The sequence below is a fragment of the Mesorhizobium sp. M0968 genome, assembly GCF_040319065.1.
In the GTDB taxonomy this organism is placed as follows: Bacteria; Pseudomonadota; Alphaproteobacteria; order Rhizobiales; family Rhizobiaceae; genus Mesorhizobium.
Genome location: NZ_JAMYNL010000027.1, coordinates 36,044 through 59,148 on the forward strand (window position 1 = coordinate 36,044; position 23,105 = coordinate 59,148).

21 protein-coding genes, 1 tRNA gene and 2 pseudogenes are annotated in these 23,105 nt (G+C 59.4%); 6 read left to right on the forward strand and 18 right to left on the reverse strand.

Going from position 1 to position 23,105, the window contains the following annotated elements:
• Window positions 1-26: 26 nt before the first annotated feature.
• The 10 genes from NKH67_RS28695 to NKH67_RS28740 form a co-directional block, all read right to left on the reverse strand.
• The gene (locus tag NKH67_RS28695; RefSeq protein WP_352473322.1) at window positions 27-950 is read right to left on the reverse strand and encodes an NAD-dependent epimerase/dehydratase family protein; all 924 of its coding nucleotides are present in this window, start codon (window positions 948-950) and stop codon (window positions 27-29) included.
• A 52-nt stretch (window positions 951-1,002) separates the two neighbouring features.
• On the reverse strand, window positions 1,003-2,202 hold the full coding sequence (locus NKH67_RS28700; RefSeq protein WP_352473324.1) for a glycosyltransferase: 1,200 nt from the start codon (window positions 2,200-2,202) through the stop codon (window positions 1,003-1,005).
• Complete coding sequence (locus NKH67_RS28705) at window positions 2,199-2,678, reverse strand: acyltransferase (protein WP_352473326.1); 480 nt, start codon at window positions 2,676-2,678, stop codon at window positions 2,199-2,201. The genes NKH67_RS28700 and NKH67_RS28705 overlap by 4 nt, the downstream gene beginning before the upstream one ends.
• Window positions 2,679-2,879: 201 nt before the next feature.
• A complete protein-coding gene (locus NKH67_RS28710; RefSeq protein ID WP_352473327.1) occupies window positions 2,880-3,788 on the reverse strand; it encodes a glycosyltransferase family 61 protein in 909 nt (302 codons plus the stop codon).
• 279 nt (window positions 3,789-4,067) lie between these two features.
• The gene (locus tag NKH67_RS28715) at window positions 4,068-4,922 is read right to left on the reverse strand and encodes a polysaccharide pyruvyl transferase family protein (protein WP_352473329.1); all 855 of its coding nucleotides are present in this window, start codon (window positions 4,920-4,922) and stop codon (window positions 4,068-4,070) included.
• A 128-nt stretch (window positions 4,923-5,050) separates the two neighbouring features.
• Window positions 5,051-6,733 (reverse strand): ABC transporter ATP-binding protein, encoded by a 1,683-nt coding sequence (locus tag NKH67_RS28720; protein WP_352473331.1) that lies wholly within the window; start codon window positions 6,731-6,733, stop codon window positions 5,051-5,053.
• A gap of 370 nt (window positions 6,734-7,103) precedes the next feature.
• Window positions 7,104-8,381, reverse strand: coding sequence for a sugar transferase (locus NKH67_RS28725; RefSeq protein WP_353032311.1), 1,278 nt, complete (start codon window positions 8,379-8,381; stop codon window positions 7,104-7,106).
• A gap of 39 nt (window positions 8,382-8,420) precedes the next feature.
• Window positions 8,421-9,737 carry a UDP-glucose dehydrogenase family protein gene (locus NKH67_RS28730; RefSeq protein ID WP_352473334.1) on the reverse strand — a complete coding sequence of 439 codons (1,317 nt, stop codon included), beginning with the start codon at window positions 9,735-9,737 and terminating at the stop codon, window positions 8,421-8,423.
• Between the two features lie 145 nt (window positions 9,738-9,882).
• The gene (gene nusG / locus NKH67_RS28735) at window positions 9,883-10,425 is read right to left on the reverse strand and encodes a transcription termination/antitermination protein NusG (protein ID WP_352473336.1); all 543 of its coding nucleotides are present in this window, start codon (window positions 10,423-10,425) and stop codon (window positions 9,883-9,885) included.
• Between the two features lie 422 nt (window positions 10,426-10,847).
• On the reverse strand, window positions 10,848-11,438 hold the full coding sequence (locus tag NKH67_RS28740) for a biotin transporter BioY (protein ID WP_352473337.1): 591 nt from the start codon (window positions 11,436-11,438) through the stop codon (window positions 10,848-10,850).
• Window positions 11,439-11,552: 114 nt separating this feature from the next.
• Between NKH67_RS28740 and NKH67_RS28745 the strand changes: the two genes are divergently transcribed.
• Window positions 11,553-12,461, forward strand: a complete 909-nt coding sequence (locus NKH67_RS28745) for an MBL fold metallo-hydrolase (protein WP_352473339.1) — start codon at window positions 11,553-11,555, stop codon at window positions 12,459-12,461.
• 13 nt (window positions 12,462-12,474) lie between these two features.
• Here the strand turns inward: NKH67_RS28745 and NKH67_RS28750 are convergent, their stop codons facing one another.
• Both NKH67_RS28750 and NKH67_RS28755 read right to left on the reverse strand, forming a co-directional pair.
• Entirely contained in the window at window positions 12,475-13,260 is a 786-nt protein-coding gene (locus NKH67_RS28750; RefSeq protein ID WP_352473341.1) for a DUF1499 domain-containing protein, read from the reverse strand.
• Between the two features lie 83 nt (window positions 13,261-13,343).
• Window positions 13,344-14,972, reverse strand: coding sequence for a fatty-acid--CoA ligase (locus NKH67_RS28755; RefSeq protein ID WP_352473342.1), 1,629 nt, complete (start codon window positions 14,970-14,972; stop codon window positions 13,344-13,346).
• Window positions 14,973-15,148: 176 nt separating this feature from the next.
• Between NKH67_RS28755 and NKH67_RS28760 the strand changes: the two genes are divergently transcribed.
• Window positions 15,149-15,535: a hypothetical protein gene (locus NKH67_RS28760; protein ID WP_352473343.1), complete on the forward strand. Its 387-nt coding sequence runs from the start codon at window positions 15,149-15,151 to the stop codon at window positions 15,533-15,535.
• 127 nt (window positions 15,536-15,662) lie between these two features.
• Window positions 15,663-16,052, forward strand: coding sequence for a DUF427 domain-containing protein (locus tag NKH67_RS28765; RefSeq protein ID WP_353032315.1), 390 nt, complete (start codon window positions 15,663-15,665; stop codon window positions 16,050-16,052).
• On the opposite strand, the gene NKH67_RS28770 is transcribed toward NKH67_RS28765, so the two are convergent.
• The 4 genes from NKH67_RS28770 to ppdK form a co-directional block, all read right to left on the reverse strand.
• On the reverse strand, window positions 16,053-16,790 hold the full coding sequence (locus NKH67_RS28770) for a polysaccharide deacetylase family protein (RefSeq protein WP_352473346.1): 738 nt from the start codon (window positions 16,788-16,790) through the stop codon (window positions 16,053-16,055).
• A gap of 140 nt (window positions 16,791-16,930) precedes the next feature.
• The gene (locus NKH67_RS28775) at window positions 16,931-17,437 is read right to left on the reverse strand and encodes a glycosyltransferase family 9 protein (protein WP_352473347.1); all 507 of its coding nucleotides are present in this window, start codon (window positions 17,435-17,437) and stop codon (window positions 16,931-16,933) included.
• 122 nt (window positions 17,438-17,559) lie between these two features.
• The gene (locus tag NKH67_RS28780; RefSeq protein ID WP_352473348.1) at window positions 17,560-18,033 is read right to left on the reverse strand and encodes a glycosyltransferase family 9 protein; all 474 of its coding nucleotides are present in this window, start codon (window positions 18,031-18,033) and stop codon (window positions 17,560-17,562) included.
• Window positions 18,034-18,168: 135 nt separating this feature from the next.
• Window positions 18,169-20,847, reverse strand: a complete 2,679-nt coding sequence (ppdK, locus tag NKH67_RS28785; RefSeq protein ID WP_352473349.1) for a pyruvate, phosphate dikinase — start codon at window positions 20,845-20,847, stop codon at window positions 18,169-18,171.
• A gap of 186 nt (window positions 20,848-21,033) precedes the next feature.
• Between ppdK and NKH67_RS28790 the strand changes: the two are divergent.
• From NKH67_RS28790 to NKH67_RS28800, 3 genes and pseudogenes are all read left to right on the forward strand, one after another.
• A pseudogene (locus NKH67_RS28790) lies at window positions 21,034-21,374 on the forward strand (VOC family protein).
• A 367-nt stretch (window positions 21,375-21,741) separates the two neighbouring features.
• On the forward strand, window positions 21,742-22,254 hold the full coding sequence (locus tag NKH67_RS28795) for a hypothetical protein (RefSeq protein WP_352473351.1): 513 nt from the start codon (window positions 21,742-21,744) through the stop codon (window positions 22,252-22,254).
• 103 nt (window positions 22,255-22,357) lie between these two features.
• A tRNA-Gln gene (locus NKH67_RS28800) sits at window positions 22,358-22,432 on the forward strand.
• Here the strand turns inward: NKH67_RS28800 and NKH67_RS34220 are convergent.
• Together NKH67_RS34220 and NKH67_RS28805 are read right to left on the reverse strand one after the other, a co-directional pair.
• A pseudogene (locus NKH67_RS34220) lies at window positions 22,430-22,564 on the reverse strand (hypothetical protein); the annotation flags it as partial. The gene NKH67_RS28800 and the pseudogene NKH67_RS34220 sit on opposite strands and share 3 nt — an antisense overlap.
• A 349-nt stretch (window positions 22,565-22,913) precedes the next feature.
• The coding region (locus NKH67_RS28805) for a hypothetical protein (protein WP_353032318.1) at window positions 22,914-23,105 on the reverse strand (192 nt) is incomplete at its 5' end.

Genomic DNA, 23,105 nt, shown 5'->3' on the forward strand with positions numbered 1-23,105 from the left:
GGATCTTGCTGAGAGTGCGTGTCCCATCATGCGCGAAAGAAATCGACCGTTTTTTCCAGACCTTCACGAAGACCCACCTTCGGGCCAGCGCCGAAAGTGGTGACATATTTTGCAATGTCCGCCTGTATTCGACGCACGTCGTTTGGCCACGGCTCGAGCAACTCGACGTCGAGAGTGCTGTTCGTGATCTTCTCCAGTTCGGAGATCAGCGCATTGATGCTGTTAGACGTTCCGGTTCCGATATTATAGAGCCCGTTACCCGTTTTCTCCAGAACTGACACGAAAGCGTCGACCACATCCGCTATATAGACGAAATCGCGGCTTTGCCCGCCGTCACCGAACTTCTTAATGGGAAGTCCATGGGCAGCGGCGTGAGAGAACTTGCATGTGACATTAGCGTAAGGATGATTGATCGCCTGCCGCGGACCATAAACATTGAACAGGCGCAGGGAGCAATAAGAATACCCGTGCAAGTTGGCGTACATGGCCAGGAGGTGCTCGCCAAACAGCTTCGAGGCGGCGTACACCGTGACCGGTGCAGGCGTGACACTTTCGCCGATCGAGGACAGATCAGTACTCCCGTACACTGTCGAACTGGATGCGAAGACGATTCTCCCGATGCGCTGAGTGCCCGCGAAATCGATCACCCGCTGCAGGCCAGTCACATTGACGTCCACATATTCGTCAGGCGTCCGTAGACTGTCATACCCGCTGATCAGCGCCGCTAGATGGACAATTGCGTCGACATTGCCGATCTCGCTGCGAAATTTGCCAATCTCCCGAATGTCCCCATCTAAAACGCTGATATTAGGATGGGCAAGTGGAAGGTTCTGCCGTTTGCCTGACAGGAAGTTATCGAGCACGACCACCCTATCACCTCGCCCGAGCAGGACATCGCACAAATGAGAGCCGATGAAGCCGGCTCCTCCAGTGATCAAATAGGAACTCATTTTGGTCGCTTGGTCCTTCTGTGGTGTTAGCAGAGTTCGATTTGCAACCGACTTAAGGTTGCAGATTCTGAAGCGAAGCATAAATGCGCCGGTAAGCTTCCACACCTTTGTCGAGGGAAAAGATCGCTTCGGCCGTTTGTCGGCAGCGCGCACCCAATTCCGGCTCCTCCAGAAGCGCGAGCAGCCTATTGGCTGCCAAGGCATGGTCTTCGTTTAAGTAACTTGTCATTGCGACGCCGACTCGGCGTCCCTCCAATATCTCCGCTACATCTCCAACGCTGCCGTTTCCCAGGCAGGGAATGCCACAGCCGAGGTATTCGGCAATTTTGGTCGGCGCTGAACCGAGATTCGAATACGCGGGTTTCCTCATCGCGATGCCGGCTGTCATCTGGCGGATCAAGCTTGGAACCTCGAAATGATCGGCCGCCGTGATCTCGACGGTGTTGTCGTGAAGTGAGGCATCCGCAACCGCCTTGCGAATGAGATCGTGCTCGCCGCGGTTTACTACAAGGAGCCTGGCATCAGGCCGAAGTACACGGACAGCTTTGAAGAAGGACAAAACTTCGCCAAACTGATTCCATGTCCCGGCCGACCCAACAAAACCCAGCGTGAACCGTTCCGGTGCAGCACCGACACGAGGCGTGAAGCGCCCAAGATCCGCGCAGGTCGGAATGACCGTGATGGGCGGGATCCGTCCGGCAAGATAGGAAAAGCCGCTGATTTCATGTGCGGCGGCGTGCGTCAATGAGACGACCGCGTCAGCTGCCTGCAGAAAGCGCCGCTGAAACCCCTTGGCAAGACGATAGAGCCGTCCTTCCGGCGGCCACATGCCCGCGTCGACCCGTTCGTCTGCCCAAAAGCCACGCATGTCGAAAAGATAGCGAGCACCAGTTAATCGCTTGATCGCAAGTGCCATTACGGAGGGAACATAAGACCTCGCGTGCACAATCGACAGGCGATGGCGTACTACAAGCCAAGCGCCAAGTCGGATCCCCTGGGCTATATCGTAGGCGGTAGAGGGCGCGGTCGGACGTCGGTGGTAGCTCAATGGGTGCCAGTGGATTCCAGATTGCGAGATGCGGTTCGCCACACGCTCTCGCTCCGCCACCCGCTTCCAATCTTCCGGCTTCTCGAAGCTGATCAGGTGTACCGGCAAATCCGCGGCCAGGCGCTCGACATACCCAAGCACCTGCGATTGGCCGAGTGGCTCGAGCATGCCATCATAGGAAATGTAAAGGACGCCGCATCTCATTGAGCACTATTCCTTGTCGCGTCTGCCATTTCTGCAGATGCGCCACGCTGGCCAATTTTTCGGGCTGGAACACCAGCGACAACGGCAAATGCCGGGACTTCACGTGTCACAACGGCACCAGCTGCGATCACAGCGCCTCGATTGATTGTCACGCCATCGAGGATGACGCAGTGAGAGCCGATCCACACATCATCTGCTATGCGGACACCCTTCCCCCGCTCACCTTGGGAACGAATGGTTCTAGTTGAATCCTCAAAGACATGATTTGCGGAGAAAATCGACACATGGCTGGCGATGAGAACATCGTCGCCAATCTTAACACCGCAATTTCCTTGGATACAGCAGAATGGATTGACCGTTACGCGACTGCCGAGTTCTATATTGCCGCCGTACGTGATCAGGAAGGAATTTTCTCTGATAATACTTCCATCACCGATGCTGATTGTTCCTTTACGCTTAAAAAGATAGGGTGGCATGCCCGAACATATTAGGGAAGCGCCCGGCATTACACGAACGCCCGCCCCGATCGCCACCCGCCGACGACCTATGATTTCGGCTCTGCGCGCGACGACCGATCCAGCTCCGAATCTTCGGTAGAAAAAGCGCGAGACCGGATTCGTCAGCCATGAATGCACAAATTTTGCTGCGAACCTCATCATCTCATACGAGCTTTTTGTTCATCGAATGATCTCGCCCAGCGTCGCCAACAACTTATCCACGTCCACGATGAGGTCATAATCGTTTGCGGTTATCTTCTTGGTTCTGCTTTTTGGAACATTGGACATATCCAGTTCACAAAACACGAAATGATGATTTACCCTAAACAGTCGCGCCAGTCTGACATAAGATGGATTTGCTAGGTGCGTCTTCCGAAAACGATTGTAGGTAAGCGGATAGGCGGGGCGCATTGCACATTCGACCACATGTGACCCTGGCCGCATGAACATCAAGTTGGTCAGGCCCGCTCCATGCAAAGAGACAAGAATACCTGCCTCACTCATGGTGCGTACCTGACCTTCGTAGTCCAGTTTGTCGAAATCGAAGATCTCGAACCCTAGTGGTTCGAGTCGCGCGATTACCTCAGCCTCATTGGGGATTTTGCGCCATCTGGCGTTTCGTCGCGTGATGAAAATCCGGCGATCGGCCTTGGTCCGTTGGTCAACACCAATCGAAGCAAAGAGTTCACTCTTAACCCTTTGAAGGTTTAGCACGTCAAATTCATCCTGCCTTGTTGGGCAATGCGGGATCAACACGCGCGGCAACCACAGATTTCGCCCGCCTTCAAACCGGACGACTTCTCCAAATTGGCCTACATTCTCGATCCACCTGAGAAGCCACGGATTCGGAGCGTGGTGCGGCACAACTAACGCAGACGTGCTCCACCGGTCGCGGACGGCGAATAGCCGCGGCAAGGCTTCTGTCATCCAGTGATAGTAACCCCCAGTCCACAGGTTATGGAATACAATCGCTTCGCGCGTGGTGCGATGATAGCGCACACCGCGTGTCAACAGGCTGCCGATTCCGGTTGCGTAGGTTGCAAGGCTCTTGCGGAACCCGTAACCGACATGGACAGAATCTGACAGCATGAGCGGTCCTTGGAAGCACATTCCTGAGCGGGTCACGATTACGTTACGGGCCTGAGTTGTTCCAGGCCGAAAGACCGGCGCCGGGACCGATTCGACAAGGTGTATCTCCTCCTCAACCACGACGGTTCTCCTCATCAGCAAGACAACCCAATCGAACTTCCCCCGAAGCGCCTGTGCACCGCTGAATCGGTAATCGCACTCGCCCAAATGACCATTGGCCCGATCCGCCCCTTTCGCCGTTCTCCGGCGTGCGGCGCTCGGCAGTTGCCCCTTGACGGCCTAAACAGACTTCATCTCTCTTGGAAATGCATCAAGCAAATCGTCGGTATTGAATTTAAACAACTTTCTAGACGCGATCGATGAGATGCTCTTCAACAGCTCGGTAAAGTCACTTTGCGTTCCAACGTGGTACACCACCTGCTTCGGAGAGTCCGTCGTTGTATAATAATCCATGAACTTGAACTCACCTCCCAGAAGTCTATCTGAGAAACTCGCCCAAACATTTGGAATTCCATAGGCGTCAGCGAGGATCAGTCCATGAAGCGACGAGCTTACGATGAAGTCACACTTCAGAAGCGAATCGATAAATACCTCTGGTTCTTGCGCCACGTCTATAACAACGCAGTCCTTTGGGACAACCATATTTCCCTGAAGCAGTATATCCATGTCAGAAAAATGAGGTACGACACCAACACGAAAGGTAGCCGCAACACGTTCCTTCGAATAGTATCTTGGAAGCAGTACGGCTGGATCACCGAGCGGCACTGACTCGATCGGGTAACCACAATCATATAACATTTCGCGAGTAAGAATCCCTCTCACGGCGCGAATTTTTTGCGGATCCAATCTGGACCTGGGAGGCTTGCCATCGATTGAGCCGGATCCCCAAATGTAACTCTGCCGGTTGGCCGAGCCTAACACACTTCCGATCGCCCTCAAATGCGCGAAAACATTTGATTTCGACCGCCGCGTCTCTTGCCCCGTTATTTTTGGAACAATGTACGGGTTAAGCATATCGCCAACATTGCGGACCTTGTCGAAGTAAACAACGGGCGTCCTTCTATCTCCACCGATATATGGTATGAGATCAGACGTCAATCTAGCCACAAAGTTTAGTGAACGCATGGTCCTCATCCAGAACTTTCCTCGCCTCAGCAGGCATTCGCCCGGTTAACCATTCAGTACTGCCCGTGAAGCCCGCAATCACATTGAGCCTAGCGAAGCAGAAAGATCGTATATTCTTTCCGCTTGACGTTATCTTACTAGCTAATCTCTTGAAGTCGACGATCTATGCCGTGCAAAACACGGCCGTCTTTTAATTCAAAGATAAAATCGCATTTTGCCAATGTGGATACCCGATGCGCTATCATTATAACGGTCAACGACCGGCTCAACCCGTCTATCGCCTGCATAACCGCGCTCTCCGTCTCGTTGTCCAGCGCGCTGGTTGCCTCGTCGAACACGAGCACGTCGGCCTGCTTGTAGAGTGCGCGAGCGATACCAATGCGCTGGCGCTGCCCACCCGACAGGCGAACCCCGCGCTCGCCGACGATGCTGTCGTACCCGTGGGGCAGCGCTGCGATGACGTCCAGGAGTTCAGCCTGTTCGGCAGCGTGCCTAACCTGTTCGTGGTCAATCGTTTCTGCCGAGACCCCAAAGGCGATGTTCTCGGCAACGCTGCCGTCGGACAGGTATATCGCCTGCGGCACATGTGCAATGCGCTCCTGCCAGGCCGAGCGATTGGCATCACTCAGTTCGACCCCGTCGATGATGATGCGGCCACTGGTGGGCGTCAAAAGTCCGAGGATGATATCCATCAACGTCGACTTGCCGCTGCCGGTTTTGCCGACAAAGCCGACGCGCGTTCCCTTGGAGATGACGAGGCTGACGTCTTCGATTGCCGGCCGACTGCCCACAGGATATGAAAAGCGGATGTTTTCTAGCGTAATCGCTTTGTCGAAAGGCAAAGGGTCGAAGCTCTGCGAGGCGCCAAAGTGCGGCGCGTCCGGCAGTTGCAAAATGTCAAGAACGTCACGCAGCGACTGACCGTTCGCCATGTAGGACGTCCAGCCGTAGTAGACTTGTTGCAGCAACGGAAGCAATCTCTGTGCGCCGAGTGCTAGGGCGCCGAGCACCGGGATTGCCGCAACCAGCCCTCCATCCCGGAAGCTGAGCATTAGCGCTAGCCCAGCGATCAACACTAGCCCAAGTCCTTCGACAACAAAGCGCGGCGCGGCAGCAACGAAATTGTTGGTCCCCTGTGTCCGGCGTAGGTCGCTCTCGACGGCTGCAAAGCGCTTGATGAAGACGATTTGCGATCGATCAAGCAACACGTCGCGGATGCCGCCCAATCCTTCGCTCGCCGCCTGCACACGCTCTTTCTGTGCCCGGGCGATGACCCCGCCATTGCGCCGCATTATCCGCTTTGTGAAATGCATAACCAGCAGGTAGATGAGGCCGAAACCGAGGCCCGAGGTCAGTGCCACCACTGGGTCAACAAAGAGTAGGCCAAGCAGGATAAACAGCGCAATGACAGCAGAACTGGCCGCTTGCATCAGCGGCACCAGCAGGCCATTTGTAACAAGTTGTGCCTTGTTGATGGCCGCTAAAGTCTCACTTGAGTTGTGGGCGGTATGGTAGGCATAAGGCTGGTGGAGAGTACGGCGGTAGACTGCCACGCTAAGCTCCTGGGCGATGGCGAAGACGAATTTCTGGCTGCCCCAGACGAGCAACAGCCGCACCGCTGCGGCGACGACGGCCGACAGCGCGAAGCCAGCGGCGGCCGCGATCACTAGCTCCATGGGAGTGCTGAGTCCGAGCGCATTGAGCAGCGGCCGCAGCCTTTCGCTAGCAAGAGCCTCCTGTGGCTTGGAGACGACAGCGAGAAATGGTAGAATCGCTCCCAAGGAGACCACCTCGGCCACTGCGCCGGCAAGCATCAGCATCAGGACGGGGCCAAGTTGGCGGCGGCGGCGGCGGGACACATGAGCGAAAAGCTCGCGTAGTGATGCGATCATAGAATGCTGAGTCAAACGATAACGCCCTTTGTTCGATGAGACTTGCAAAAGCCAGGGAATTTCCTTCCGCTCTCGCGCGCACTTTTGCTGCTGCGATATCTGTCCCCCTCCACCAGGCACTTCTCAGCAAATGTATCGGTCACTTCATTTGGCCGAAGGGAAAGAAGCCCTCCCGCGGGTCCGGCGATCGCCTCCTCCAGAACCTCAACATATCTGGGCGCATCACGGCAGACAAAGAAACAGGCCGACACGGATACCAGACGCTTCGTGTCAGAGATGTTTTGTGGACAAATACTCTTCAACGCGCGCCAAATCCAGTGAGCATGGTTCGGATGGTGCGAAACACTATCAGCACGTCAAGCCAAGGCGAGAAGTTCTTTATGTAGTAGAAATCGTAGTGAAGTTTTTCCAGAACATCGTCAACGGCCGCAACATGGCCTTGGTTGACTTGTGCCCATCCGGTGATGCCAGGCCGAACGATGTGCCGGTACCGATAGAATGGCAGTTCCGCCTCGTACCACATCGAGAGTACGAGAGCTTCCGGCCGCGGACCGATCCAGCTCATCTCGCCACGCAGGATGTTGAAGGCCTGCGGCAACTCGTCGATCCGGGATTTTCTCAAGAACTGCCCCAAACGGGTGATGCGTGTGTCGCCGGCCTTTGTGATGGCCGCTTCCTTCTCGTCGACAGCCGTGTCGCTGAGCTTCATCGTTCGAAACTTGTAGACCTCGTAGGGATGCCCTCCGTAGCCCATTCGCTTCTGTCTAAATAGTGCGGGTCCAGGCGAATCAATCTTTACGCCAATCGCCACAAACAACAGCAATGGAGAGAAAACAACAAGAACAAACAACGCGGAAGCCCAGTCTATCGCCTGCTTTATTTTCAGATAGGCCTGGTTCGGGTTCAGAGAACCTAGTGTATTTTCGGAAAGATGCTCGATCTCTACCCTACCGGTGAGCGACTCACTAATTTGCTTGACGTGGTAGACCGGTGTTCCCGAGAGCGCTCGATCGGCGATATAACGCTCCCACTCACCCGAAAGGTCGGCTCTAAGATCGGCCACCACGCCGCTCGCATATTCGACAATCATGTCAGGCGAATGGATCCTGTGCCAATTGACACCCGGTATGTTCTCTAGCCGGTCAACGTCCCCGCCAGGAATGATCGCCAGCCGGTGTGCATCGAGCCGCCGCGTGGCCAGGCTCAGGCCAAAATACCACAATGTCGATTGGATGAAGCTCGCGGCGGCTTGGAACCGGCTGTATTCGAACCTGAAGAAGAAGATAGTCACGAACACGAGACCGTAAGTCAGTGCAAACGTTGGCAAGATGTAGCCGGCCGCCGCAACGCCCGGGAAATTGCCAATGCGCTTGTAAAGCAGATAGCCGGTGGTGTGGGCGATGAATGCCGCGACAATCGTAACTTGCATGTTCGACTGCCAGATTACTTCCCGATCGAACGACATGCGCATCAACGCAGGCAGCAGTATGGCGAACGTCAATCCGCCAAGCAGTTGAAAGCGCATCCGGAGCAGGAGGTGCCTTCGATTAGGTAAATGGATAGTGGTAGTGGTCAAATTGAATCCCGCGAACCGGGCCCCATGAAAACCTGACGTTCAAACAAGATGCCGCTCTCGGCCGACGCTCGAATAGGCAATGCCTTCCTTCACGACGTCCTCGCCGCGGTAAACGTTTCGCAGGTCAACCATCACCGGCGTCGCCATCAGCGCATGCAGCCGCTTGAGATCCAATGAGCGAAACGCGTTCCACTCGGTGACGATGACGATCGCGTGTGCGCCGTCGGCCACCGCGTAGGCGCTTTCTGCGAATTCAATGCCCTCGATCATCTTGCGCGCCTGCTCCATGCCGACCGGATCATAGACCTTGATCGAAGCGCCCGCGTCCTGGAGTGCCTGAATGATGGCCAATGAGGGGGCATCGCGCATATCGTCGGTGTTTGGCTTGAACGTAAGGCCCAGTATACCGATGGTCTTGCCGCGCACGGAGCCGCCGCAGGCCTCGATCACCTTGCGCGCCATCGCCCGCTTGCGCTGGTCGTTTATGGACACAGTCGTTTCGATAAGCCGGATGGGACTTGCCGCGTCCTGCGCGGTCTTGACCAGCGCCAGGGTATCTTTCGGGAAACAGGAGCCGCCATAACCCGGCCCGGCGTGAAGAAACTTTGCCCCGATGCGATTGTCCATGCCGATGCCGCGCGCGACGTCTTGCACATCGGCTCCCAGCCGCTCGCAGAGATCGGCAATTTCGTTGATGAAGGTGATCTTCATCGCCAGAAAGGCATTGCCGGCATATTTGGTAAGTTCCGCCGTGCGCCGGCTCGTATAGAATATCGGCGCCGCATTCAGCGAGAGCGGGCGGTAGATCTCGCCCATGACCGTCTTGGCCCTTTCGGCGTCGGTTCCAACAATGATGCGGTCGGGCCGCTTGAAGTCCTCGATCGCCGATCCTTCGCGAAGAAATTCGGGATTGGACACCACAGTAAAGTCCGCGGCGGAATTTTGCTCCCGGATAATTCGTTCCACTTCATCGCCAGTACCGACAGGGACGGTGGATTTCGTCACCACGACGGTAAATCCCTTGATCGCGCGACCCACTTCGGCCGCCGCGTCATATACGAAGGAGAGATCGGCAAAACCGTCGCCACGCCGTGACGGCGTGCCCACGGCGATGAAGACGACATCCGATTGAGAAACCGCATCTGCCAGATTGTCGTCGAAACGCAAGCGGCCTTGCGCCACGTTCGTCGTTACCAATTCGTCGAGCCCTGGCTCGTAGATCGGGATCTTCCCGAGCTTTAGCATGGCAAGCTTTTCCGCATCGCGATCGACGCAGCAGACCTGATGGCCAAAGTCGGCGAAGCAGGCGCCCGAGACGAGCCCCACATAGCCGGCTCCAATCATTGTTATTCGCATACCGCATACTCCCAATCAGCGCCGATGTGATCTCGCCACACAGCGCCTAGTCCCACCAAAGAACGGCTACCGCACTCCCGGGTGAAAACCCGAGAGCCGATCCGACAACAATTTACATCGCCTCGCCGCACCTCGGTGCTTGCGATTATGCGATGGCTACGAGATCCCTGGCATCAAGGTCGACAGGGATCTCGCCACTCATGATGGCAACCAGAACCCGAGCTCTTCCGGTTGGATCGAGCCGGTCAAGGCGACCGATCATTTCCGCGAACGGGCCGGAAAGGATCCGCACCGAAGCACCGGCTGCGAGGCCGCCGCTGAAGTCGAGCAGGCCGTGCCTGCCGGTCAACGCAATGAAGCGCTCTACCAGACCGGAAGGGACAGGCAAAGGCCGGTCCCCTTGCGTGACGAGGGAGCGCACACCGAACGTTCCGTTGATCGAGCGCCAACGTTGCAGCGCAACGTCAAGGGCGATGAACATATAACCGGGGAAATAAGCCGCAACTCGTGTTTCGAGCCGCCGGGCATGACGCACGGTTTTCTCGCAGCGAGGCACAAAGGGGTGGAATCCCTGGATCCGAAGATGCCGCTCGGCGACATGCTCCTTTCCGGGGAAGACGCTGGCGGCATACCAGCGCGTTGCCGGCGCGGCGGTCGGCTTGGGCGACAGGGTTGTTGCCTTGCTCATTTTTTTTCCGCGCTACTCACGTGTCTTCCTTCGGCGGTCGGCGGCATGATCTCAGGTCAACGGTTACGACAGTGTGTGGATACCAGCAAGCAACCAAGCCACTAAAGTCAAGGCGGTTGGGTTAAGAATTTCCTACACATTGTCCAGAAATTTAGCGGTGCCTAAATAATGATCGAGCCGCTTTCTTTTTCAGCTGGCTGAGATGCTATGTCGAGCAATTTATTTCCATACGTAGGTGCTTGGTTACGCTGGTCGTGACGAATCGCACGTTGGTTCTGGTACTTAGTCCGTCGACTTGAAGCTAATGTGACGGATGGCGTCGCGCACAAGCGTGCCGCCAGCGACAAAGAACCTGCACGGCCACGCCAACTACGGCGAAAAACCACTGTCGCGCAGAACAGGTTATCACCGCTCGACCGGCTTCACGAACGCTTCACCAGCGACCAGACAGCCGGCACCAGGCTCGCGGCCAGCGCTACCTTGATCAGATCGCCCACGATAAAGGGTATCACCCCGAACTGCCACGACTTTTCCGGGCCGATCAACAGCGCCAGCCAGGCAAAGCCCATTGCCATCATGACGATCTCGGCCACCAGCATGGCATTGAAGAGCTTGATAGGATGGCGATCCCAGCCACGGTCGGCAGCCCAGCCGACGATCGCCGCCATGACGACGAAGCCGGCAAGATAACCGCCGGTCGAACCGAGCATGTAAGCGATGCCGATGCCCTTTTCGGGCGTGCTCTGGAAGACCGGAAGGCCCAATGCGCCCTCAGCCATGTAGAGAAGCAGCGTTGCGACGCCGAGGCGCATGCCGAAGGCGGCAGCGATCAGCAAGACGGCGAGCGTCTGCATCGAGATGTCTACCGGTCCGAGCATGACCTTGGTCCTGGCCGACAAGATCAGCAGCAGCGTTCCGGCGATCGCCAGCAAAAGCTGTCCCGCCAGGCGGGCCGTGCCTTTTTCGGGCAAAGCGAGAGAAATGAGCGGACGCATCGTCGTTGCAATTGCCATGGTCTTCCCCGTTCCGGATTGCCGCCGAACGCGGCCTTGCGTTTTCCTATATTGGCTTCCGTGCTATGCGGCAATCGGTTTTGCCCTCGCCCCAAAAAAGGTCGCGACGTTCGCATGGCGCTGAAATTCGACACAGGCTTCGAACCGGCCTACGGCCAGGGCGTAGTCGTTGCGCCTGATATTCAACGCGTCACCGCCAGGAACCCAAGCCCGTTCACCTTTCACGGAACCAACAGCTATATCGTCGGACGCGAGACGCTGGCGGTGATCGATCCCGGACCGGATGACGAGGCACATCTTCGAACACTGCTCGAAGCGATCGGGACCAGGCCGGTCAGCCATATCTTCATCAGCCACACGCATCGCGACCATTCGCCGCTGGCGGCTCGGTTAAAGCAGCATACCGGTGCGGTGGTTCTGGCGGAGGGCCGGCATCGCCCGGCGCGGCCGTTGCGCACCGGCGAGGTCAATCCGCTCGATGCCAGCGCCGATATCGAGTTCGTTCCAGATATCGCGCTGCCGGACGATATGGTGATCGACGGCGACGGCTGGGCGATCCGCACGGTGCTGACGCCCGGCCATACCGCCAATCACGCGGCCTTCGCGCTGGAGGGAACCGGCATCCTTTTCTCGGCCGATCACGTCATGGCGTGGGCAACCACGATCGTCGCACCGCCGGATGGCGCGATGGCAGAGTACATGACATCGCTCGATCGGCTGATCGAACGTGACGACCGGCTGCTGCTGCCCGGTCATGGTGGGCCGGTGACCGAGCCGCGCAGCTTCATGCGCGGATTGAAAACGCATCGCAAAATGCGCGAACGCGCAATTCTGGAGCGGATCAACAGCGGCGACCGGGCAATCAAGGACATGGTGGAGGCGATCTATCGAGACACCGACCCGCGCCTCCATGGCGCGGCCGGCCTGTCGGTGCTTGCCCATCTGGAAGATCTGGTGGCGCGCGGCCTGGTCCACACCGACGGCGAGCCGGCTATCGATGGCATCTATTCGCCGGCAAAGTAGTACACTTCGGGTATCACCCCGCCGGCGCCACGCCCACCTGGCCGGCGACTTCCTGGTCGAGCTCGGCAAGGAAATCGATGATGCGCGCTGCATTGTCGCCAAGGTCATAGCGGCCGTAACGCGAGGCCGAGCGCATATCGACGGTGACCGCGTCGCCATCGTCGGTCACGCGGATGGCGACATCGGCGGGAAGACCAAGCAGCAAGCTCTTGGCCAGCGCATCGACCGTCACGTCGCTTTGCCCTGCTGCGTCTGGAAACGGCGCCGTGAGCTGCCAGCCGCGCCGATCGAGCACCGTTTTGACCGCCTCCAGAACGCGATCGAAAGGCAAGGTGTAGCTGCGTCCGGTAACAAGCGGATAAGCTTCGATTTGCAGGCGCTGCTCGCCGGGTGTCGGCGGCAAAAGCTCGTTCATATCCTTTGTCCGGGTAGAAATATCGAGCACCGGTGGGTCGTCCAGATCCGTCGAGATGTCGCGTAGCGGCGGATAGGTGGCCACCCAATAGGCCACAACGCCGTAAGGGATGAGAACCAGAACCGCCAGCAAGGCGCCGACAGTCAGGTCGCGGCCGCCGCGATCGCCGAAATTCCACAATCGCGCAAAGGCAAACCCGGCGAACAGAAGCGCAAACGCAGCCAGCAAGGCGACAATGCCAAGCACCCATAGGAAAGCTTGGGTCTCGACGAGGTCATAGCGATCGCCGATGAGAGCGGTCAGCAGCAGGACTGCCGAAAACGCGCCGGCGCGCCGCGACCAGCTGGCAGCCCACGACGTCTGTCGCTCGGGAATTCCCGTCATTGTTTTCCGCGCTGCCCCAACTCGAACACAGGCATAGTGCCTTTCAGTGGCGGCTTGAAGGCGCAAAGACGCCGCATCTCCGGTCAATCCGTCGGCAGGTGATAATCCCGGAATTGCTGGCGCAAGGTAATCTTCTGGATCTTGCCGGCAGCCGTGTGTGGGATTTCGCCGACAAAAGCGACGTCGTCCGGCATCCACCACTTCGCCACCTTGCCGTCCATGAAAGCGAGAATATCCGTCTTGGTCGGCTCCCTGCCCGGCTTGCGTACGATCACGAGCAAAGGCCGCTCGCCCCATTTGGAATGCGGAATGCCGATGGCGGCGGCCTCCGCCACGTCGGGATGGCCGACAGCGAGGTTCTCGAGCTCGATGGTCGAGATCCATTCGCCGCCCGACTTGATTACGTCCTTGGCGCGATCGGTGATCTGCATGTAGCCGCCGGGGTCGATATGCGCGATATCACCGGTATCGAACCAGCCGTCTTCATCAAACTGTTCGGATCCGATGCCGCCATAATAGGCGCGCGCGACGGCCGGCCCGCGGACTTTGAGCCGGCCGAAGGTCTTGCCGTCCCATGGCAGCTCGTTATCGTCGTCATCCGTTATCTTCATTTCGATGCCGAACGGCGTAAAGCCCTGCTTCTGCTGGACGGCGAGGCGAGCCTCGCCCTTCAGCCCGGCGTAATCCGGCTTCAAGGTGCACAGCGTGCCGAGCGGCGACATCTCGGTCATGCCCCAGGCGTGGACGACCTGGACATCGTAATTGTCCTGGAACTTCGTCGTGATCGCGCGTGGACAGGACGCGCCGCCGATGACGACTTTCTGCAGATAGGGCAGTTTCTTGCCGGTTTCTTCCAGATGCTGGAGGAGCATCATCCACACCGTCGGCACGGCGGCGCTGAAGGTCACCTTCTCGGTGTCGAGCAGCTCATAGATCGAAGCGCCATCCATCTTGCAACCGGGCATGACCAGCTTGGCGCCGATCATCGGCGCGCTCTGGGCAAGGCCCCAGGCGTTGGCGTGAAACATCGGCACGACCGGCAATACGGTATCGCGCGACGACAGGCCCATGGCGTCGGGCATCGCTTCGATCATGGCGTGCAGCACGTTCGAACGATGGCTGTAGAGGACGCCTTTCGGATCGCCCGTGGTGCCCGAGGTGTAGCACATACCGGCGGCGGTGTTTTCGTCGAAAGTCTTCCAGGCGAAGTTGCCGTCGGCTTCAGCAAGCCATTCTTCGTACGCAACCACATTGGGCAGCGCAGTCTCCGGCATATGCGCGTTGTCGGTCAGCACGATAACCTGCTTCAGCGACTTGACCGCGCCGACGATCTTTTCGAGCAGCGGCACGAAGGTCAGGTCGACGAAGATCGCCTTGTCCCCGGCATTGTTCATGATCCAGGTGATCTGCTCGGGAAAGAGCCGCGGGTTGAGCGTGTGATAGATGGCGCCGACACCCATGATGCCGTACCAGGCCTCGATGTGGCGCGCGGTGTTCCAGGCCAGGGTTGCGATGCGGTCGCCAAGCCCGAAACCGTCACGCTCGAGCCGCTCGGCGACCTTCAGGGCACGATCATGGATTTCGGCATATGTGCTGCGCACGATCGGCCCCTCGATCGAACGCGACACGATCTCGCGGCTACCGTGCTGCCTCTCGGCGTTGTCGATCAGCTTGTGACAAAGCAGCGGCCATTTCTGCATCAGCCCGAGCATTTTGTTCCTCCCGTTATTTTTTGCGCCATTGTGGGACGAACCGACCGATTGTCCAGCTGTGACTGGGCTGGAGCCGTGCATAGACCAAAATGAGGCCGAATTCGCCACAATCCGGCCATGCTCGGCGTTAACTTTGATTAATGGCGGGGCGCGATTGGCGAATGAAAGAGGTTCGCATGGACGCGCAGCTCGACGACAAAGCCTTGGAAAATACGCTTGCCGAAAGCCTGGCCGATCGGGTTGCAGCCGATGTGGCGCAGGCTGATCTGGCGCCTGACGCCAAAACCGTTTCCGAAGATGAATTCGTCGAGGTCGTCGGCGGTGCCCTCGAAGCTGTCGGCGGCACGCTCTTGTTCAAGATGTGCGTCGAGAACGAGGGCGAAGCCCAGCACGTCGCCGCCGCATCGGTCGGCGATGGCGGCAATCGCCAGTTCCTGCTGCTCACCTTGCCGACCAACGGTGGTGCTTTGAAGGTCGAGACCACCTCGAAAAGCACCAATCCGGTGGCCGGCATTGCCGCCGCCTATGCCGGGCTGATGGACGCATTCCAGGCCGCCGCCTGATTTCCAGGCGGGATACCGGAGGAAAGCGCAAGACTGCCGCCTGCGGACGACGCCCGCCTGGTGGCAGGCAGCTCTTGCGCAACGCGCTTGCCAGACACATCTTGCGGTAGAGGCAAGGAGATCCGATATGGACCAGATCGCAAACCCCTCACCCGGCTTTCAACGCAATCCGGACAAGGTGATCACCGTCGAGCCTTACAGGGGCACCGTGACGGTGCGCGCCGGCGATACCGTCATCGCCTCGTCCAGCAAGGTCAAGGTGCTGACCGAACCTCCCTATCCGCCTGTTTTCTACATTCCGTTCGGCGACATCTGCTTCAAACAGCTTGGCAAGACCGAACACTCGACCCATTGCCCCTATAAGGGCGATGCCAGCTATTGGAGCGTGCTGCCCTTCGGCGATGCAGGCAAGGATGCGATGTGGGCCTATGAACGGCCGTTCGACGAGGTGGCCGATATCCGCGACCACGGCGCGTTCTATCCAAACAAGGTGACGATCAAGGCCACGCCCGACTGATCAGTCGGTGGTGCCTTCATCGCCGACGCCGTCGGCATCGTCGAGACGCACGAAGGTGAGGCCCTTGGCCTTCAGCGCCAGAAGTCCCTGCACCACGCCTTCGCCGGCCGCATGGGTCGGCTGGTTGATGTGAGCGATGATGACGTCGCCGTCCTTCGCCGCGGCAATGCGCCGGGCGGTCTCTTTTGCGCCGAGCAATGAGCCGCCGTCGCCATTGATCGAGAATCCGGCGATCTTGAAACCAAGCTTGCGTATCATCGCGATTGCCGACGGGCTGTATTCGGCGGTCGCGCCGCGAAACCATTTCGGCGCCGGTTCGCCGGTCACGGCAAGAGCGGCAGCACCCGATTCGACCTCGGCCAGCACGGCCTCCGGGCTGCCGGCACTGCGAATGCCGTAGATCTTTTGCGGCGTGTCGACAGCCGGGACATGGCGGCCGCCATGGTTTTCCAACTCAAACAGTTCTGGATGCGCCCGCATGATCTCGATGGCGGCGGCGTTGTGCTTCAGCCAGATACCGGTGACGAAAATGGTGGCAGGAATCTTGTTTTCCACCAGCGCCGAGAGAATCCTTGTGTCGGTCCTTCCGCCGCACGCATCGAGCGTCAGCGCGACGCGGCCGCCGTCCGCCTCGGCCTTGATGTGCAGCGTCGGTGCGACGAGCAACCGGGCGTTGCCAGGAGAGACAGCCCACAGCGATATCGCAATGGCGCAAAAATACTTTTGGAACAGGCGCATCGATTATTTCCAGGTCGGCCGGATCAAAGTTGAAGCGGCGACCCCAAGACCGGCATCAAGGCGGAAATCGGGACGATGCCCCTGCAAAAGCGTCGGCAGCGGCAATTTGACCGCCGGCTTGGCCTTTGGCAAGCGCGAGGTCACAATGCGTGCTCCACGTCCTTAACCTTACGTGAAAGGATCGCGCGCACCGCGTCGACCACTGCTTTGACCTCTAGCCGCCAGACGCAGCAAGCTTTGCTCGGATCGGGCCGGCGGCACAGGTCTCTGGCTATGCACTCGCAAGGCATGGAGGGCCGCAGCGTAACATTGGCCGCGCCGAGAGGACCCCACACGGCCGGGTCGGTCAGGCCGAAGAGGCCAACAACCGGCGTTCCGGCGGCGGCGGCCATGTGCATCGGACCACTCTCGTTGCCGAGAAACAGGCGTGCCTGGCCCGAGGACCGCCAGCAGCGTTGCAAGCGACAGCGCCCCGACCACGTTGACGACCGGCGAAGCGGCCTTGGCCATGATGCGCTCGGCAGATGCCCGTTCGTCGGGGCCTCCCACAAGCAGGAAGTCCAACCCGATCTGCCGCGAGATCTCGTCGATCGCCAACGCAAAACGTTCCGGCTGCCATTGGCGCCCCCGGAAGCTCGCTCCCGCATGAACGGCTATGAAGGCGTTACGCCGAAGATGATGCCGCTCGAGAAGCGCCAATGCCTTAGCGGTCTCCAGCGGCAGTGGCTGAATCGTTGGGACCTCCGCACGCAACTCCACGCCAAGCGCCTCAAGCGGCGAAAGATAGCGGTGAAGATAATGCTGACCACCAAAGCCAAACGGTTGGCCAGGACGTTGGCGGGCTGGCGTTCCAGCCAGCGCAACGGTTTTTCGGAGGATCATATCCGACGCGGGTCTTGGCGTTGACGAGCCTGACGATGATGCGTGAGGTTTTGGAATCGGCCAGGTCGATGGTCAGGTCAAACCGGAACCGGCGCAGAGCGCGCACCATCGCGTAAAGCTCGCGACCACGCTGCACAGGGGTGCCACGCATGCGTACGCGTCGGAACGACACCACGTCCGAGGCGATGCCATGAGCCAACAGGAAACTGGCAAAGTTCGCCTCGCAAAGGAACACGATCCTGGCCTTTGGATATTGGAGGCGCAGGTTTCTGGCGAGCGCAGAAGCGAGGACAAGATCGCCGATGAATTTCGTCTGGAGGATGAGAATCGAGCGGACGTGCGTGGGCGGGTTCTGCAACATCTGTTTCTGGCACCGGGGCGGGTTCGGGGGCCGGAAACTGGGCAGAAACGATGTCGGGATTTGGAGCCGACAGACGCACGTTCGCGTGAATTCGGTTACAAATCGGTAAGGTCAGATGCCGGTGGACTCCAACTCCTATCCGCGGCCGTTCTTTGCAGCCTGCACCGCCGCTTGCGCGGCGGCCAGCCTGGCGATCGGCACCCGGTATGGTGAGCACGAGACGTAGTCGAGGCCGACCTTTTCGCAGAAATGGATCGAGGCCGGGTCGCCGCCATGCTCGCCGCAAATACCGAGCTTGATGTCGGGCCGCGTCGCCCTGCCCTTTTCGGCCGCCATCCGCACCAGCTCGCCGACACCCTCTATGTCGAGCGACACGAACGGATCCTGCTCGATGATGCCTTTTTGCCGGTAGGTCTCGAGGAACGAGGCCGCGTCGTCGCGCGAGATACCGAACGTGGTCTGGGTCAAATCGTTGGTGCCGAAGGAGAAGAATTCGGCCGCCTCGGCGATGATTTGGGCGCGGATCGCGGCACGCGGCAGTTCGATCATCGTGCCGGTAAGATAGGTGATCTTGACGCCGGTTTCCTCCATCACGCTTTTGGCGACGGCGTCGATGCGCGCCTTGACGAAGTCGAGCTCTTTAACCAGCCCGACCAGCGGCACCATGATTTCGGGGACCACCAGCGCGCCGGCCTTCCTGCCGGCCTCCACGGCCGCCTCGAAAATGGCTCGTGCCTGCATCTCGGCGATTTCGGGATATGAGATGGCAAGCCGACAGCCGCGGTGGCCGAGCATCGGATTAAACTCGTGCAACGCTTCGGTGCGCCGCCTGAGCTTGTCCGGCGACACATTCATGGCGGCGGCGACCTCGGCCACCTCCTCCTCGGTCTTGGGCAGGAATTCGTGCAGCGGCGGATCGAGCAGGCGGATCGTCACCGGCAGCCCGGCCATGATCTCGAACAGCTCGAGGAAATCCGAGCGCTGCATCGGCAACAGCTTGGCCAGCGCCGTTCGTCGGTCCTTTTCCGTATCGGCCAGGATCATCTCGCGCATCGCAACGATGCGGTCGCCGTCGAAGAACATGTGCTCGGTGCGGCAAAGACCGATGCCTTCGGCGCCGAAGGACCGCGCCATGCGCGCATCCAGCGGCGTCTCGGCATTGGTGCGCACCTTCATGCGGCGCGCGCCGTCGGCCCATTCCATGATGGCGGCGAAATCGCCCGAGAGTTCCGGCTGCAGCATCGGTACCGCGCCTTTCAGCACCTGGCCGTTGCCGCCGTCAATGGTGATGATATCGCCCTTGCGGAAGGTCGCGCCCATCGCCATCAGCGTGCCGGCTTTGTAGTCGACGCGCAGCGAGCCGGCGCCCGAAACGCAAGGCTTGCCCATGCCGCGCGCCACCACGGCAGCGTGGCTGGTCATGCCGCCGCGCGTCGTCAGGATGCCTTCGGCCGCATGCATGCCGTGGATGTCTTCGGGGCTGGTCTCGATGCGGACCAGGATCGCCTTGCGGCCTTGCGCCTTCGCCTCCTCGGCGTCATTGGAGGAAAAGACGATCTCGCCGGTGGCAGCACCCGGCGAAGCCGGCAGGCCGACGCCGATGATGTCGCGTGCCGCCTTCGGATCAATCGTCGGATGCAGCAACTGATCGAGCGAGGCCGGATCGATGCGAGCGACGGCCTCCTCCTTCGAAATCAATCCGTCCCTGGCCATGTCGACGGCAATCTTCAGCGCCGCCTTGGCGGTGCGCTTGCCTGACCTGGTCTGCAGCATCCACAATTTGCCGCGCTCGATGGTGAATTCGAGATCCTGCATGTCGCGGTAGTGCTTTTCCAGGCGGTCGGAGATGCTGACGAAAGCCTGGAAGGCGTCAGGCATCAGCTTCTGCAGCGACGGCTTGTCGGAGCCGGCGGCAATGCGCGCCGCCTCGGTGATGTTCTGCGGCGTGCGGATGCCGGCAACGACATCCTCGCCCTGGGCGTTGACCAGGAACTCGCCATAAAGCTGCTTTTCGCCGGTCGACGGATTGCGGGTGAAGGCGACGCCGGTGGCCGAGGTGTCGCCCATATTGCCGAAGACCATGGCCTGGACATTGACCGCCGTGCCCCAGCTTTCGGGAATGTCGTGCAGGCGGCGGTAGGTGATGGCGCGGTTGTTCATCCAACTGGAAAACACCGCGCCGATGGCGCCCCAGAGCTGCTCGCTCGGATCCTGAGGAAACGGCTTGCCGAGCTCCTCCTCGACCTTGGCCTTGTAGAGCGCGATCACGCCTTGCCATTCGATGGCTGTCAGCTCGGTGTCGAGATCATGGCCGAGGCCGCCCTTCTGGTCTTCGAGGATTTCCTCGAAGACCTCATGGTCGAGGCCCATGACGACATCGGAATACATCTGGATGAATCGGCGGTAGCTGTCATAGGCAAAGCGCGCATCGCCTGAATCCGCGGCCAAGGCTTCGACCGTCTCGTCGTTGAGGCCGAGATTGAGCACGGTGTCCATCATGCCGGGCATGGAGGCGCGGGCACCGGAGCGCACCGACACCAAAAGCAGTTTCGACGGATCGCCGAAACGCCGCCCGGTCAGCCGGCCGATATGATCGAGGGCGACCGCGACATCCGCTTCCAGCGAGGCCGGATACGCGCGGCCGTTGGCGTAGTAGGCGTTGCAGACCTCGGTGGTGATGGTGAAGCCTGGCGGCACCGGCAGGCCCAGGCTGCACATTTCGGCCAGGTTGGCGCCCTTGCCACCGAGCAGATTGCGGTCGCCGGCACGGCCCTCCGCGGCGCCGTCGCCGAAGGTGTAGACCCATTTGGGCATGCTTACTCCCCGGTTGCAGGAGGTTGGAAAGGCTGGCAAATCGAGCGATATGATGCTGCAGTGCGAAAGGCAAGGCTTCGGCAAGGCCCGCCAGCCTCTACAATCGATTAAGGAAAACCGAAGTCGATAACACTGGCGTTTTGAGCGCTTCCGCTGTAGAACATTCAGAGAACAAGAGGCAGAACCATGGGAGTGACCGGGAAACTCGATTATCTGGAAATGCCGGCGACCGGCGGAAGCTGGATAGGGTGAAGGCCTTCTACAGCGCCGCCTTCTCGTCGTCGTTCACCAATTGCGGGCCGACCTATTCAGCCTTCGCCGAAGGGCTAGACGGAGGCTTTCAGGCGGATGCCGAAGATGCGCCTGCCAAGCCGCTGCCCGTTCTCCATTCCGAAGACCTGGAGAGAACATTGAACGCCGTCGAAAATTCCGGCGGCACGATCGTCAAGCCGATCTTTTCGTTCCCCGGCGGCAGTGGTTCCATTCTCGATCCTGCCGGCAATGAAATGGCGGTCTGGAGCGAATAGTCTCCAACTCCGGCTCCGACGCTACGATCGCGAACGAAACTGGTAGATCAAAGTGACCGGTTCTCATCTTCGCCGTGTCGTAGAAAATCAAGTTGTCCGTTTGGTAGCACATCAGTTGTCCGCTTCTGTTTTGCGTCGAAGCGGTTCACGCGGCTTGCCTGTCGCGGCAGGTCTCTTGGATTGCGGTGCCGTCGGGCATGTATCGAGCGATGCGGCGCGGCCCGTGAAGATACCAAGTCAAGGTGGCCGCGTGCGATGAGCGGATCGCAGTGGTTTGGAACGCATGAAGGACGCCCATCCGGCGCCGCCAGCGGCGCTACCGCCTCCCCGCTATAAGCGGCCACAGGCCTGTGAGCCGGGGGTTCCAGTGGGCGAGGCCCTGCATGCGATCCTTGGCGTCGATCTTACACACATTCATGGGATCGGGCCGTACCTGGCGCTCAAGCTGATCAGCGAGTGCGGACGGATCTCTCGCCTGGCCGACCTCCAAGCACTTCACCTCCTGGGTGAGCCTAGCGCCGCGCAACAAGATCTCCGGGGCGAGGTGCTGTCCTCACGCACGCGCCGCTCCTGCAGTCGAGTGGCGGCCCTGATGCGGCTGGCGGCGACGGCGGTGGGGCGCACTCAGACAGCGTTGGGCGCCTTCTATCGCCGCTTGGCCTCCATTGGCAAGGCCAAGGCTGTCACCGCGACGGCGCGCAAGATCGCCGTTCTCATCTACAACGCCCTTCGCCATCGCATGGACTACGCTGACCCAGGAGCCTCTTATTACGAAGGATGCTACCGGCAGCGGGTTCTCAGCAAAGTCCGGCGTCGTGCCAAATCGCTTGGATATGCACTGCAGAGGATGGAGCCCACCCCTGCTGCGGCTGTTTCTTAGGAATCCGGACAACTCGTGTGCTTACGACAATTCTCATCTTCGCAGTTGAGCTTTCCCTCGGCCCGTCTTATAAGGCCGCGCGCGGCGGGAACCTCTCGGCTGTTGGGGCGTCGCCAAGTGGTAAGGCATCGGTTTTTGGTACCGACATTCCCAGGTTCGAATCCTGGCGCCCCAGCCATCGCACCGCTTGGTCGAGCGCAGCGATCGCCAGCTCCGACTTGAGATGGGTTGCCATTGAGCAGCCGATGATCTTGCGGCTGAAGGCGTCAAGCACGATCACCAGATAGGCGAACTGCAGCGGGCCAAGCAGGCCGAGCGCCTAAGTTGGCGCGGCCGGTTTGGTGGTCTCCAGCTTGAGGGTCAGGTGCATGCGTGGAAGGCGGGCGTTCCGTTGCGATTGCCCCGTTTGATGCACTCGGTTCGCAACCGCTTCAAGGACATGGAAACTTCTATCATCAGGCATAGGCGCAGACATAGAAATTGACACAGCAAGCTCCTCGGCTCCTTCAGTGTCATCATCTCTCGCCCATCATCTCCTGTCGCGCCAGATGGGGTGAGCTTCACGCTTACGATAGGCTCGGCGAAGTCGCTGATGGTCAGCCGAAAACAGAAACGCCGATCGGCGAGCATTAACTCGGCCACTAGTCGGTGAACCCACGTCATTTTGTCGGTGCCGGCTCAATATTCCCCAGAAATGCCGTTTGAATCTTCCCCAGTATAGCGCTGTCGCCGGTCTTCCGGAGCGCGCTCCGGGAGACCGGTGGCAGCGTGATCGTTGATGCTTCTCCTGATGGTCGGGAGAGGGATTCGGTGATCAAGATCGGGGAGATGATGATGATACTGGATTTGCA